Annotated in this window: 12 protein-coding genes and 1 pseudogene; 7 read left to right on the plus strand and 6 right to left on the minus strand. The window is 48.6% G+C overall.

Features of this window, described 5'->3' with window-relative positions; all coding sequences use genetic code 11:
• Positions 1-144: 144 nt before the first annotated feature.
• From purC to dapA, 3 genes are all read right to left on the minus strand, one after another.
• Positions 145-858, minus strand: a complete 714-nt coding sequence (gene purC / locus HA49_RS08575; protein ID WP_038022084.1) for a phosphoribosylaminoimidazolesuccinocarboxamide synthase — start codon at positions 856-858, stop codon at positions 145-147.
• Between the two features lie 141 nt (positions 859-999).
• Positions 1,000-2,028, minus strand: coding sequence for an outer membrane protein assembly factor BamC (gene bamC, locus HA49_RS08580; RefSeq protein ID WP_038022086.1), 1,029 nt, complete (start codon positions 2,026-2,028; stop codon positions 1,000-1,002).
• Between the two features lie 14 nt (positions 2,029-2,042).
• Positions 2,043-2,921: a 4-hydroxy-tetrahydrodipicolinate synthase gene (gene dapA / locus HA49_RS08585; RefSeq protein ID WP_038022088.1), complete on the minus strand. Its 879-nt coding sequence runs from the start codon at positions 2,919-2,921 to the stop codon at positions 2,043-2,045.
• Between the two features lie 141 nt (positions 2,922-3,062).
• Between dapA and HA49_RS08590 the strand changes: the two are divergent.
• The 4 genes and pseudogenes from HA49_RS08590 (at position 3,063) to arsC (ending at position 6,316) form a co-directional block, all read left to right on the plus strand.
• Positions 3,063-3,640 (plus strand): annotated as a pseudogene (locus HA49_RS08590) (glycine cleavage system transcriptional repressor).
• A gap of 170 nt (positions 3,641-3,810) precedes the next feature.
• Positions 3,811-4,275, plus strand: a complete 465-nt coding sequence (gene bcp, locus HA49_RS08595; protein WP_038022739.1) for a thioredoxin-dependent thiol peroxidase — start codon at positions 3,811-3,813, stop codon at positions 4,273-4,275.
• 208 nt (positions 4,276-4,483) lie between these two features.
• Positions 4,484-5,962 (plus strand): beta-barrel assembly-enhancing protease, encoded by a 1,479-nt coding sequence (bepA, locus tag HA49_RS08600; protein ID WP_038022090.1) that lies wholly within the window; start codon positions 4,484-4,486, stop codon positions 5,960-5,962.
• A gap of 3 nt (positions 5,963-5,965) precedes the next feature.
• A complete protein-coding gene (arsC, locus tag HA49_RS08605) occupies positions 5,966-6,316 on the plus strand; it encodes an arsenate reductase (glutaredoxin) (RefSeq protein WP_038022092.1) in 351 nt (116 codons plus the stop codon).
• Between the two features lie 2 nt (positions 6,317-6,318).
• Here arsC and hda read toward each other — a convergent pair whose 3' ends face one another.
• The 3 genes from hda to upp all read right to left on the minus strand — a co-directional run bounded on the left by hda (position 6,319) and on the right by upp (position 9,264).
• Complete coding sequence (gene hda, locus HA49_RS08610) at positions 6,319-7,020, minus strand: DnaA inactivator Hda (RefSeq protein ID WP_038022740.1); 702 nt, start codon at positions 7,018-7,020, stop codon at positions 6,319-6,321.
• A 102-nt stretch (positions 7,021-7,122) separates the two neighbouring features.
• Positions 7,123-8,391 (minus strand): uracil permease, encoded by a 1,269-nt coding sequence (uraA, locus tag HA49_RS08615; protein ID WP_038022094.1) that lies wholly within the window; start codon positions 8,389-8,391, stop codon positions 7,123-7,125.
• A gap of 246 nt (positions 8,392-8,637) precedes the next feature.
• Complete coding sequence (upp, locus tag HA49_RS08620) at positions 8,638-9,264, minus strand: uracil phosphoribosyltransferase (protein ID WP_038022096.1); 627 nt, start codon at positions 9,262-9,264, stop codon at positions 8,638-8,640.
• Between the two features lie 242 nt (positions 9,265-9,506).
• Here upp and purM point away from each other — a divergent pair, with 242 nt between their 5' ends.
• The 3 genes from purM (at position 9,507) to ppk1 (ending at position 13,422) form a co-directional block, all read left to right on the plus strand.
• Positions 9,507-10,547: a phosphoribosylformylglycinamidine cyclo-ligase gene (purM, locus tag HA49_RS08625; protein ID WP_038022098.1), complete on the plus strand. Its 1,041-nt coding sequence runs from the start codon at positions 9,507-9,509 to the stop codon at positions 10,545-10,547.
• Positions 10,547-11,200 carry a phosphoribosylglycinamide formyltransferase gene (gene purN, locus HA49_RS08630; protein ID WP_038022100.1) on the plus strand — a complete coding sequence of 218 codons (654 nt, stop codon included), beginning with the start codon at positions 10,547-10,549 and terminating at the stop codon, positions 11,198-11,200. The genes purM and purN overlap by 1 nt, the downstream gene beginning before the upstream one ends.
• A 161-nt stretch (positions 11,201-11,361) precedes the next feature.
• A complete protein-coding gene (ppk1, locus tag HA49_RS08635; protein ID WP_038022102.1) occupies positions 11,362-13,422 on the plus strand; it encodes a polyphosphate kinase 1 in 2,061 nt (686 codons plus the stop codon).
• Positions 13,423-13,427 lie beyond the last annotated feature (5 nt).

Consider the following 13,427-nt stretch of genomic DNA (forward strand, 5'->3'; position numbering starts at 1 on the left):
TGATTTTAGTTGCGTATCTGGCAGATGACCAGCATCGCTATCTGAAACTCAGTGAGAACAACAAAACCAGGTAACAGAAACAGCAACGCCGGTCAGGAAGAAACTCTGCCTGACCGGCGCTCTTAAGAAGGACCGAAATCTATCTTAATCCAGTGGGACACCTAAACGGTGAGCAACTTCTTCATAGGCCTCAACCACACCGCCCAGGCTTTGGCGGAAACGGTCTTTATCCATTTTTGCCATGGTGGTTTTATCCCAAAGGCGGGCACCGTCCGGGGAGAATTCATCACCCAGTACAACCTCACCGTTGAATAGTCCAAATTCCAGCTTAAAGTCCACCAGAATCAGTCCTGCATCGTCAAACATCTGGCTTAAGACTTCATTCGCTTTAAGAGTCAACTCGCGCATCCGTGCCAGATGCTGCTGGCTGACCCAGCCAAAGGTTTCGCAGTAAGATTCATTAATCATCGGGTCATGATGCGCATCGTCTTTCAGGAACAGATCGAACAGTGGCGGGTTCAGAGCAATCCCCTCTTCCACACCCAATCTTTTCACCAGAGATCCCGCCGCGCGGTTACGTACCACACACTCTACCGGAACCATATCCAGTTTTTTTACCAACGCTTCGGTATCTGAAAGCAATGCTTCCATCTGAGTCGGAATGCCGGCCTGCTGCAATTTTTGCATAATAAAATAGTTAAATTTATTATTAACCATTCCCTTACGGTCAAACTGCTCGATTCTGGCACCGTCTCCTGCTGATGTATCATTGCGGAATTCAAGTATCAGCAAATCAGGATTATCGGTACTGAATACTGTTTTAGCCTTGCCGCGATACAACTCAGCTTGCTTTTGCATCTTGTTAACTCCAAACATGAAAGAACTTACGCACGGTTACTGATTTTAGCTAAACCATCTCTCTGCGCAATCGTTTACCTGCCAGCGACTATTATGCCAAATTAAAAACAAAAAGGCCGGAGAATCTCCGGCCTTTTCCATTTATTTGTTAAACGCCGCCTGAAGAACAGGCACCAGCGCATCATTCTGCGACTGGGTCAACACATGACCTTTCGGATCGATAAACTGCAGACTGCTCCGGTTACCCAAATCACCCAACTGTAATTTGTAATCCCCCTTCGCCAGTTCCGGGTCTTTCGCTCCTAACGCATCCCATGCTGCACTGCCAGGTTGCTTATAAGACACCTTCAGACTACCGTCTGAACGGTCTTTATCCGACACCGTCATTCCGATACGCAGCAATGCGGCAGGCAGACGTTGCCATGTGGCAGTATAAGGTGCACGAATAATCAGATCTGGTAATCCGGTATCATCAGCTCCGCTCTGCACATCGATAGTACCGACTTTATTGTTTCCGGCATTTTCACGGGCAGTTTCCTGGGCATTTAGCCCGATGGTAATCGCATTAAGCAATTGTGCGGTATAACGCTGAACTTCACCGGTAGAAGTCACTGCAACCCCTTTCTGTTGCAGTTCCAGTGAGCGCACAGTTAACACGGTCTGATAGCTTTGTTTCTGAATCGAGACCTGATAACGCCCCCGGTACTGATGATCTTCATCCGGGCGGTTCCAGTCGATCCAGTCAGTTGTCAGTTGCTGTGCTGCATCATTGCGATCGGCAATCTTATATTTATCCGCTTCCAGGACATTAATCACCTGTGTCCACAAATCGGCTTGCTGATTCTCGAGGATCAGCGATGCACTGTTTCCACTAAACTGAGTACGGGTTCCGGTCAGCAAGGCCAGTGGCTGTGCAGGTGGCCGAATATCCAGCATTTTGCCAGTCGCCCCCTGAGCCGGGGCCGGTGGGACCTGATACTGTGCATTTTCCAACGGTAAAATCATACCGGAGGGGACATTCAGATCATGTAAACCGGAAGCTTTCAGATAGTCTTCATTCCCGTTGATTTGCCGCTTGTAATGCTGATCGTTAGAACAGGCAGCCAGTAATAATACCACTGACAAGCCGGCTACTTTTGCGACTGCAGAACTCTTAACTGAGTAAGCCATTCAAACTCCCTAAATTATCGCAAACCTGCATCACGTAAAGCTTTCTCCACCACTGGCACTGCATTCGCAGTCAACGGGGTCATCGGCAGGCGTAATGTGTCGTTTGCGATCAACCCCAGCTGTTTCGCTGCCCACTTAACGGGGATCGGATTGGGTTCACAAAATAACGTATGATGTAATACCATCAGACGCTGATTCAGATGCCGGGCTTCAGCATAATGACCTTGTTCGGCCAGCTGACATAAATCGGCCATTTCACGTGCAGCAATGTTCGCCGTCACTGAAATAACGCCCGAACCACCCAGTTGCATAAAGTCTAACGCACTGGCGTCATCGCCGCTCAGTAAAATAAACTTGTCATCAACCAGCTCTTGGATCTGGCTAACGCGGGATAAGTTCCCTGTCGCTTCTTTTATTCCGATAATATTTTTTATTTCGGCTAAACGGGCTACCGTTTCAGGCAACATATCACAACCAGTACGCGACGGAACATTATACAGAATTTGCGGCAATGCGCTGCTTTCTGCAATGGCTTTGAAGTGCTGAAACATCCCTTCCTGAGTAGGACGATTGTAGTAAGGAACGACCGTCAGACAGCCAACCACCCCGCTATCTTCAAAGTGGCGGGTCAATTCAATGCCTTCCGCTGTTGCATTGGTACCGGTACCGGCAATGACAGGAATACGCCCTTCTGCCAGCTCGACGGTCGCTTTCACCACCTCAACATGCTCAGCATGGCTAAGCGTTGCCGATTCGCCGGTGGTCCCGACAGAAACAATGGCAGAAGTTCCACTATCAATATGATAATTAATTAGTTTTTTTAGGCTGTCACGGCAAAGGTCACCGTTATCATCCATTGGTGTAACCAGCGCAACAATACTTCCGGTAAACATTAGTGATCCCCTCAACTGACAATTACTTCATGGTAAGGTTTAGTTCATGTGAAAAGCAAGCAAGCCAGTCGCTTCCTGTGCTTGTCAGCAGTTTTTTTATGTTTACCTTAAGGTTATTAGTAAAAAACAGGAAAGACGACTTTGCCGCAATCACAGCAACACCATCTGGTTATTACCGCACTCGGTGCTGACCGACCGGGGATCGTGAATACCATTACCCGCCATGTCAGCCGTTGCGGGTGCAATATTGACGACAGCCGCCTCGCCCTGCTCGGAGATGAGTTTACCTTTATCATGCTGCTTTCCGGCAGTTGGAATGCAATTGGCTTAATTGAGTCGACCCTGCCGCTGAAAGGAGCAGAACTCGAACTATTAATTATTATGAAGCGTACCCGGGTGGATACCCACCCCCCCGGCCGGAGACTACCTGGATTGAAGTCGAGGTGCCCGATACTCCGGGTATTATCGAACGCTTTACCGACCTGCTCGATCAGAACCAGATGAATATTGCGGAACTGGTCTCACGGATAAAACCCGCACAGGAAAAAACGCCACCGACCCTGTATATCCAGATGACTGCACACAGCGCTCTGCCAAGACAACGCAACTTATTTGAACAGGCATTTCATCAGCTCTGTACAGAACTGAAAGCACAAGGCAGTATACGGCTGTACAGCATGCTGGACAGTGACGCATCAGAGACATTCCCTGCACAATGAGTGACCGCCGGTTACCATTGAACTCTTCTGACTGCGTCAGCGTGTTTATCTGAAGTATTAAGCATTTTCCGCACTTGCTCTGCGGCAGTTTATTACCGAAGGTAATGCAGTCTGATAAAATTAATGTTAACGGGCTGATTCAGCCAAAAGATAAGAATCGGAGAGTTGTGATGAATCCACTGAAAGCCGGCGATAGTGCCCCATTGTTTAGCTTGCCAGATCAGGATGGAGAACAAGTTAACCTGAGCGACTTCCAGGGAGAACGGGTACTCATTTATTTTTATCCTAAAGCAATGACCCCGGGATGTACTGTGCAGGCCTGTGGTTTACGGGACAATATGTCAGCCCTGAACAAAGCCGGAGTACAGGTATTGGGTATCAGTACTGATAAACCAGAGAAGCTCTCCCGTTTTGCCGAAAAGGAGCTGCTGAACTTTACACTGTTATCTGATGAAGACCACCAGGTCTGCGAGCAGTTTGGCATCTGGGGAGAAAAGAACTTCATGGGTAAAACCTATGACGGTATTCACCGCACAACTTTTCTGGTCGGAACTGACGGTAAAATCGAAAAAGTGTTTGATGATTTTAAAACCTCAAACCACCACGATGTTGTCCTCAGTTACCTGCAAGCCTGATTTTCATTATTCTCTGCCGTCGGAGCATCCTCCGGCGGCATCTTTCTCTCTCTCTGTACCTCGTAAACACTCTGCTATACTGCATAGCAAATCGCTGCAAGACGCACAAAAGAATCTGCCCGATAATGGTACACATCGGTTAACTTTCCGCGAACCTACGGCCAGTCTCAGAGTCAAAAATTTCATGGCCGACAAACAGGGACAGGTGATGAGATACTCCTTCAACAAAACGCTGACAGCCCTGATGTTTTTAACATCCGTCTGTGGTTCAGTTCCCGCCTCTTTCGCCGATGTCACCGATACTCTGCCGGATATCGGGACGACGGCCGGAGCAACCCTTTCTATCAATCAGGAGTTGCAGATTGGGGATTTTTACGTTCGCGAACTGCGTGGCAGCGCGCCTCTGATCAATGATCCTCTACTGACCGGATATATAAATAACATTGGCCAGCGGCTGGTCGCCCATGCCTGGTCAGTCAAAACCCCCTTTCATTTTTATCTGATACAAAATGATGAGTTAAATGCCTTTGCTTTTTTTGGCGGCAATGTTGTCCTGCATTCGGCGATATTCCGTTACACCGATAATGAAAGCCAACTGGCTTCGGTAATGGCGCACGAAATCTCGCACGTTACTCAACGGCATTTAGCCAGAGCAATGGAAGCACAAAAACGTAGTGCACCGCTCACCTGGGTCGGGGCATTAGGTTCGATATTGCTGGCAATAGCTAATCCTGAAGCCGGAATGGCAGCATTAAGCGGTACTTTGGCCGGAACTCAGCAGGGCATGATCAGTTTCACACAGGAAAATGAAAAGGAAGCAGACCGCATAGGAATTCAGGTATTACAACGTTCAGGTTTTGATCCGCAAGCCATGCCGGCTTTCTTAGAGAAGCTCGCCGACCAGACCCGTTACGCCTCTAAACCTCCGGAGATACTGTTAACCCACCCGCTGCCGGACAGCCGACTGGCTGATGCCCGTGACCGGGCAAACCAAATGCCGAGGGTGGTAGTTCACTCCTCACAGGATTTCTTTTTTGCCAAAGTCCGCATCATGGGGATGTATGGAACCTCTCAGTTAACCAACAGCAGCGGCCTGCTGGACGATGTGCTGGCCCAGTACGCCCGGGGGAATGTTCGTCAACAACTGGCAGCAAAATATGGCAAAGCTGTACAGTTCCTGGAAGCGAAAAAATTCCAGGATGCTAAAAATATTATTCAGCCACTGTTACAGAGCCAGCCCGCAAATCCATGGTTTCTCGATATCATGACTGATATTGATATTGGCCTGAAACAACCAGCTGCAGCGGTCAGTATGCTTACCTCAGCCAGTAGTCCGCAGAATAATCCGGTCATTCAGTTAAATCTGGCTAACGCTTATTTACAGGCTGGTCAGGCTGCCAACGCCAGTAAGCTGCTTAACCGCTATACCTGGTCCTATCCGGATGATCCCAATGGCTGGGATTTACTCAGCCAGGCCAACGCGGCTCAGGGACTCAGTGATGAAGTGCTGTTTGATCAGGCGCAGGGGCTGGCCCTCAATGGTCAGTTGGATCAGGCGATACGGGCACTGAGCAGCGCCAGCGCACAGTCGCCGGTTGGCAGCCTAAAACAGGCACGTTATGATGCGCGCATTGACCAACTCCGGCAGCTGCAACAACGCTTCCGACAGTATCAGAAAGGATCGTAACTTATGACTCTGCAAATTTATCATAATCCCCGCTGCTCAAAGAGCCGAGAAACACTACAACTACTTCAACAACAAGGTCTTCAGCCGGAAATTATCCTTTATCTTGATAATCCACCAGATGTTGCCACGTTAAAGAATCTGCTAAAAAAACTGGGATTTTCTGAACCACGTCAGTTAATACGTAAAGGGGAAGAGATTTATAAACAACTCGGATTGACGTCACCCTCACTAACTGATGAAGCCCTGCTGTCGGCAATGGCAGAACATCCAAAACTTATTGAACGACCGATTGTAATCAATGGCGATCAGGCAAAGCTAGGTCGGCCGCCGGAGAATGTTCTGACTATCCTTTAGAGCTAAAGTCCGAGGGTTTCTTTTACAAACGGAATGGTCAGTTTACGCTGGGCAGTGATCGAAGCATGATCCAGCCTGTCCAGCGTTTCAAACAAAGTTCGCATTTCTCTGTCCAGACGCTTTAACAGAAAACGTCCAACATCTTCAGGTAATTGAAACCCCCGCAACCCTGAACGTAGTTGCAGTGCCTGCAATTTCTCCTCATCGGATAAGGGCTGCAGGCGGTAGATCTGGCCCCAGTCTAGCCTTGAGGCGAGATCGGCGAGTTTCAGATTCAGCTGTCGTGGTGGGCGATCGCCGGTAATCAACAACCGGGTTTTTCCGGTTTCCAGTATGCGGTTATACAGGTCGAAAATAGCCATCTCCCAGGCTTCATCACCGGCAATGCACTCGATATTATCAATGCACACCAGTGCCAGCTGTTCCATGCCTTCCAGCACTTCGGGCACAAACCAGGTCCGTTTATCCAGAGGCACATACCCTACGGCTTCATCACGGGAGGATATTTCCGTACACGCAGCGTGCAACAGATGACTTCTGCCCCCACCTTCGCGGGACCAAAAATAGATATAACCACCATGTTGCTGCTCAAGCGCTCCCCTGAGCGCAGCCAGTAAAGACGAATTGGTACCCGGCCAGAAACTGGCAAAGGTTTCATCGTCTGGCAGATAAAGTGGCAATGATAATTGAGCCGGCGTGTTCAGGTATACCTCAGCATAACTCGCAAGAAACCGTCCGAGTTTATCACAACTTGCCGGTCGATATGAATCAGGCAACACAGGGTTGCCTGCTTTAACACTCCGCCGCTACTTAGCTGTCTCATCTTCCTCATCAGGACGGACCAGACTGATTAGATGGAAGATGATACTCAAAACCACACCTACCACAGTTGCCAGCGCCATTCCTTTGAGCTCGACGGCTCCAAGCTGAATTTTCGCCCCGCTCACGCCAATAATTAAAATAATCGCGGTCAACATCAGGTTTTTCGCCTTGCTGTAATCCACTTTGGAGTCAATCAGCACACGAATTCCGGAAGCGCCAATCACCCCGTACAGCAACAGAGAGACTCCCCCCATGACAGGAACCGGAATCGCCTGAATAATCGCTGCCAGTTTTCCTATACACGACAAACAAATAGCAATGACAGCCGCGCCACCAATGACCCAGGTACTGTAGACACGGGTTATGGCCATTACTCCGATGTTTTCACCGTAAGTCGTGTTGGGTGTAGAACCAAAAAATCCGGAAATTACCGTGGACAGACCGTTAGCAAACATCGAACGATGCAGACCTGGATCCTTGATCAAATCGCGCTTAACAATATTTGCAGTAACGACCAGGTGCCCAACATGCTCTGCAATCACTACTAAGGCAGCCGGAAGCACAGTGAGCATTGCCGCCCATTCAAAACGGGGTTTATAGAAAGTGGGTAATGCAAACCAGTGTGCCTGTTCAACGCCGGTCCAGTTCACCATTCCCATAAATGAAGCAACCACATAACCCACGACTACGCCAATCAGGATGGGGATAATGGCCAGAAAACCACGGAATAACACCGAACCAAACACGGTCACAGCCAGGGTGACCAGTGAAACAATCACTGTTTTACTGTCTACCGCAGTGCCGTTAGCCGGCAATAGTCCAGCCATGCCTGCTGCGACACTGGCCAGCTCCAGACCGATAATAGCTACGATGGCCCCCATTGCTGCCGGAGGAAACATGATATTCAGCCAGCCGGTTCCAGCCTTTTTGACAATCAGACCGACGAGGCAGAACAATACTCCGCACAAAATAAAGCCACCTAAAGCAACCTCATACCCTTGTGGCAACAGCAACAGCACCGGAGAAATAAATGCAAAACTGGAGCCCAGATAGGCAGGTATCTTTCCTTTACAGATAAACAGATACAGTAAGGTACCAATACCGTTAAATAACAGAATTGTCGCCGGATTCACATGAAATAAAATAGGCACCAGCACCGTAGCACCAAACATTGCGAACAGGTGCTGAAGGCTGAGCGGGATGGTCTGAAGTAACGGAGGTCTTTCATCCACTGCAATAGTACGCCGGGTCATGCTGTATATCCCCTTAATATGATACGGACATAAAAAAACCGACAAAATGTCGGTCCTGAAACAGACACTGCCGGGGGTATCCTCCGGCGAAAAAAAACGGTGCGATCACCGTTATTTTCAATGCAGTGTTGTGGTCAGCGGGCAATGGCAGAAATAGCAGTAAACACGAGTCACCGTTACAGCAAATCACATTGCTGTTGAAACGCCGGATGTGCATCTCTGTATTGCCCCTCTCAGATTTATTAATTATTTAGTACCAAAGATTTTATCACCGGCATCACCCAGTCCCGGGATAATATAGCCGTGTTCATTCAGCCCCTGGTCAATCGATGCCGTGTACAGCTCAACATCAGGATGCGCTTTTTCCAGCGCAGCAATACCTTCCGGAGCCGCGACCAGAACCAGCACTTTAATCGCAAAACAGCCGGATTTTTTTAGCAGATCAATCGTGGCAATCATCGATCCTCCGGTTGCCAGCATTGGGTCTACCACCAGTGCCATACGTTCGTCCATATTGGAGGCCAGTTTTTGGAAATACGGCACCGGCTCCAGGGTTTTCTCATCCCGGTATACGCCGACTACGCTGATTCTTGCGCTAGGGACATGTTCCAGGACACCGTTCATCATTCCCAGCCCTGCACGTAAAATCGGCACTACAGTGATTTTCTTACCTTTAATTTGATCAATTTCGACAGGGCCGTTCCACCCTTCAATAGTCACAGTCTCTGTTTCCAAATCAGCAGTCGCTTCATAGGTCAGCAAACTGCCAACTTCAGAAGCAAGCTCGCGAAAACGTTTAGTGCTGACATCATGCTCACGCATCAGGCCCAGTTTATGTCTGACCAGCGGGTGTCTGACTTCCACGATCTTCATTATTCTTCTCCCGGAATGTGTTGAGCTAAAAAAAAATCGCCGGATTATAGCGCTTTTTTATCGGAGCTAATACAGCTATACATCAAACAGCTACAATTTTTTAGTGCCGCTACGGGGAATAGTCACTAACCTGCAGGCAGATAATTACTGCTGCACATCAGACTCGCAAACGTTTGCCTGCACTGATAGAATAGCGCTGCTCTATTTAAACCACCAACCGCAATTCGCGTGGGGATTCTGCAGTGACCGACAAAACCACTCTCAGTTATAAAGATGCCGGTGTTGATATTGATGCCGGAAATGATCTGGTTGATCGCATTAAAGGTGTAGTTAAAAAAACCCGCCGTCCGGAAGTGATGGGCGGACTCGGTGGCTTTGGTGCACTGTGCGCCTTACCACAAAAATACCGTGAACCGATTCTGGTTTCTGGCACCGATGGCGTAGGTACCAAGCTGCGTTTAGCCATGGACCTGAAACGTCATGACCATATTGGTATTGATCTGGTGGCAATGTGCGTCAATGATCTGGTCGTACAGGGTGCAGAGCCACTGTTTTTCCTTGATTACTACGCTACCGGTAAACTGGATGTTGATACCGCAGCCGCAGTCATCAGCGGAATTGCCGAAGGCTGTTCGCAGTCGGGTTGTGCTCTGGTGGGTGGCGAGACCGCTGAAATGCCAGGCATGTATCACGGTGAAGATTACGATGTTGCTGGTTTCTGCGTCGGAGTGGTTGAGAAATCAGAAATTATTGATGGCAGTAAAGTCAGTGATGGTGATGTTCTGCTCGCTCTGGGCTCAAGCGGACCTCATTCCAACGGATACTCCCTGATTCGTAAAATTCTCGAAGTCAGCCAGACTGATCCTGAAGTCAAACAGCTGGAAGGTAAAACATTAGCCGACCACCTGCTGACTCCAACCCGTATCTACGTCAAAAATATCCTGAACCTGATTGAGCAGGTAGACGTTCATGCGATTGCGCACCTGACCGGTGGTGGTTTCTGGGAAAATATTCCCCGTGTTTTACCGGAAAATACCCGTGCAGTGATTGATGAATCCAGCTGGCAATGGCCGGCAGTATTCAGCTGGCTGCAACAGGCAGGGAATGTCAGCCGACATGAAATGTACCGTACCTTTAACTGTGGTGTAGGTATGGTTATCGCCCTGAGCCCTGACAACGCCGATAAAGCACTGCAACTACTGCAGGCTGCTGGTGAGAAGGCGTGGAAAATCGGTGTCATTGAATCCGCCCCGGCTGAGGGTGAGCAGGTCATTATTAAGTGATGAAAAGGCTGGTGATCCTGATTTCCGGCACCGGCACCAACCTGCAGGCGATAATTGATGCCTGCAGGTCTGGCCAGCTGAGTACTGCCGCTGAAATTGTTGCGGTAATCAGTAATAAAGCAAACGCCGGTGGCCTTGAACTTGCCAGGCAAGCCGGTATTCCGGCCCATTCGCTGGCTCAGTCTGACTTCGCAGACCGTCAGCAATTTGATCAACAGCTGATGAGCATCGCTGATGAGTATTCGCCGGATCTGGTTGTCCTCGCAGGATATATGCGTATTCTCGGTGCAGAATTTGTTCGCCACTATCGCGGACGAATGATCAATATCCACCCTTCCCTGCTACCTGCCTGGCCTGGCCTGGATACCCATCGCAAGGTGCTGGAGAATGGTGATGCCGAACATGGCCCTTCGGTTCATTTTGTAACTGAAGAGCTGGACGGAGGCCCTGTCATTCTGCAATCCCGTATTGCGGTACTGCCGCAGGAAACTGAAGAACAGTTACAGGATCGGGTCCGCTTGCAGGAACATCTGATTTATCCGCAGGTCATTCACTGGTTTGTACAAAACCGTCTCGAACTGAATAATGATCAGGCATGGCTGGATGGCAAGCTGCTCCCTGCCACAGGTTATCAGTTGGAGACTACCCATTAATTCACAGACGCTGTGTCGGCACAGCGTCTGCCTTCTTTATTCCCAGTTAAGTCACCTTTTTTTCTTACCCCTCGTCGGGCAATGGACATTTCTGCCATATTCTCGCCATAATGGAATGAGAGACTGAAGCTTTAGTTCTGTCACAGCGAAATGGAGTCAGGATGGGTCAGGAAAAACTATATATAGAAAAAGAATTAAGCTGGTTATCATTTAATGAACGAGTATTACAGGAAGCCGCTGACAAACTGAATCCGTTGATCGAAAGAATGCGTTTCCTTGGAATTTATTCGAGTAACCTCGACGAATTTTATAAAGTCCGCTTCGCAGAACTGAAACGTCGTATCCTGATTGGTGAAGAACAAGGCTCTGTTACCGTACCCCGTCATTTACTGAAAAAAATTCAACAACGGGTAATGCGGGCAGACCAGGAATTTGACCTGCTCTACAATGAGCTGTTGTTAGAGATGGCTCGTAACCAGATCTTCCTAATCAATGAACGTCAGCTTTCGGTCAATCAGCAGAGCTGGTTGCGCGACTATTTTCGACAGCATCTGCGCCCGCATGTGACGCCAATCCTGATTAATAGCGATACTGATCTGGCTCAGTTTCTCAAAGATGATTATACCTACCTGGCCGTTGAGGTCATCCGTGGTGAAGACATCCGTTATGCGCTGCTGGAGATTCCATCGGATAAAGTCCCACGTTTCATTAATCTGCCAGCCGAACCACCGCGTCGAAGAAAACCAATGATATTACTGGATAATATCCTCAGATATTGTCTGGATGATATCTTCAAAGGTTTCTTTGATTACGATGAACTAAACGCTTATTCGATGAAAATGACCCGCGATGCCGAATACGATCTGGTCACAGAAATGGAATCGAGTTTGCTGGAGCTGATGTCATCCAGCCTGAAACAGCGGCTGACAGCTGAGCCGGTACGATTTGTCTACCAGCGCGATATGCCGACCGCTATGGTCGAAATGCTCTGTGAAAAGCTCTCGGTTTCAAACTATGACTCAATACTGGCTGGCGGGCGTTATCACAACTTCAAAGACTTTATTCAGTTTCCTAACGTTGGCCAACGAAATCTGGAAAACAAACCTCTTCCCCCCATCCGCCATCGCGGGTTTGACGGCTATCGTAACGGATTTGATGCCGTTCGGGCGCGGGATATCCTGCTTTATTATCCGTATCATACCTTTGAACATGTGTTGGAGTTTTTGCGCCAGGCCTCCTTTGATCCGGCGGTTTTATCGATCAAAATTAATATTTACCGGGTGGCTAAAAATTCACGCATCATGGATGCCATGATTCATGCCGCCCACAACGGTAAAAAAGTCACGGTGGTCGTGGAGTTACAGGCGAGATTTGATGAAGCCGCGAATATTCACTGGGCCAAACAGCTGACAGAAGCCGGGGTGCATGTCATATTCTCAGCCCCCGGCCTGAAAATACACGCTAAACTATTTTTAATCTCCCGCCGTGAAGGTGAAGAGGTGGTTCGCTATGCACATATCGGTACCGGTAATTTCAATGAGAAAACCGCACGTCTGTATACGGACTACTCGCTGCTTACTTCGGATGCCAGAATTACCAATGAAGTCCGCCGGGTATTTAATTTTATTGAAAACCCTTATCGTCCGGTATCATTTGACTACCTGATGGTCTCTCCGCAAAATTCCCGGCGGATGCTTTATCAGTTAGTTGATCAGGAAATTGCCAATGCGCAGCAGGGTCTACCTGCCGGAATTACATTAAAAATTAACAACCTGGTTGATAAGGGACTCATTGATCGCTTGTACGCAGCTTCCGGTGCCGGCGTGAAAGTCAATCTGCTGGTCAGAGGGATGTGCTCACTCATCCCGGATTTACCAGGCATCAGCACCAATATCCGGGTGATCAGTATTCTTGATCGTTATCTGGAGCATGACAGGGTCTATATTTTTGAGAATAACGGTGATAAGAAAGTCTACCTGTCGTCAGCAGACTGGATGACCCGAAATATTGATTATCGTATTGAAGTGGCGGTGATCATTCTCGACCCACAGATTAAGCAACGTATTCTTGAGATGATAGGTATTTTGTTCAGTGATACCGTTAAAGCAAGAATCATTGATAAAGAACTGAGTAATCGCTATGTGCCCCGGGGTAACCGCCGTAAGGTTCGCGGACAACTGGCTATCTATGACTACATCAAAAACCTGGAACAACCCGAATAATGCCT

The organism is Tatumella morbirosei, from assembly GCF_000757425.2.
Lineage (GTDB): Bacteria > Pseudomonadota > Gammaproteobacteria > Enterobacterales > Enterobacteriaceae > Tatumella > Tatumella morbirosei.

What these genes read in the sequence shown, in the direction of transcription:
- purC (WP_038022084.1), bottom strand. Translation starts at nt 858, where the DNA reads ATGCAAAAGCAAGCTGAGTTGTATCGCGGCAAGGCTAAAACAGTATTC.
- bcp (WP_038022739.1), top strand. Translation starts at nt 3,811, where the DNA reads ATGAATCCACTGAAAGCCGGCGATAGTGCCCCATTGTTTAGCTTGCCA.
- dapA (WP_038022088.1), bottom strand. Translation starts at nt 2,921, where the DNA reads ATGTTTACCGGAAGTATTGTTGCGCTGGTTACACCAATGGATGATAAC.
- ppk1 (WP_038022102.1), top strand. Translation starts at nt 11,362, where the DNA reads ATGGGTCAGGAAAAACTATATATAGAAAAAGAATTAAGCTGGTTATCA.
- uraA (WP_038022094.1), bottom strand. Translation starts at nt 8,391, where the DNA reads ATGACCCGGCGTACTATTGCAGTGGATGAAAGACCTCCGTTACTTCAG.
- purN (WP_038022100.1), top strand. Translation starts at nt 10,547, where the DNA reads ATGAAAAGGCTGGTGATCCTGATTTCCGGCACCGGCACCAACCTGCAG.
- bepA (WP_038022090.1), top strand. Translation starts at nt 4,484, where the DNA reads ATGAGATACTCCTTCAACAAAACGCTGACAGCCCTGATGTTTTTAACA.
- upp (WP_038022096.1), bottom strand. Translation starts at nt 9,264, where the DNA reads ATGAAGATCGTGGAAGTCAGACACCCGCTGGTCAGACATAAACTGGGC.
- bamC (WP_038022086.1), bottom strand. Translation starts at nt 2,028, where the DNA reads ATGGCTTACTCAGTTAAGAGTTCTGCAGTCGCAAAAGTAGCCGGCTTG.
- arsC (WP_038022092.1), top strand. Translation starts at nt 5,966, where the DNA reads ATGACTCTGCAAATTTATCATAATCCCCGCTGCTCAAAGAGCCGAGAA.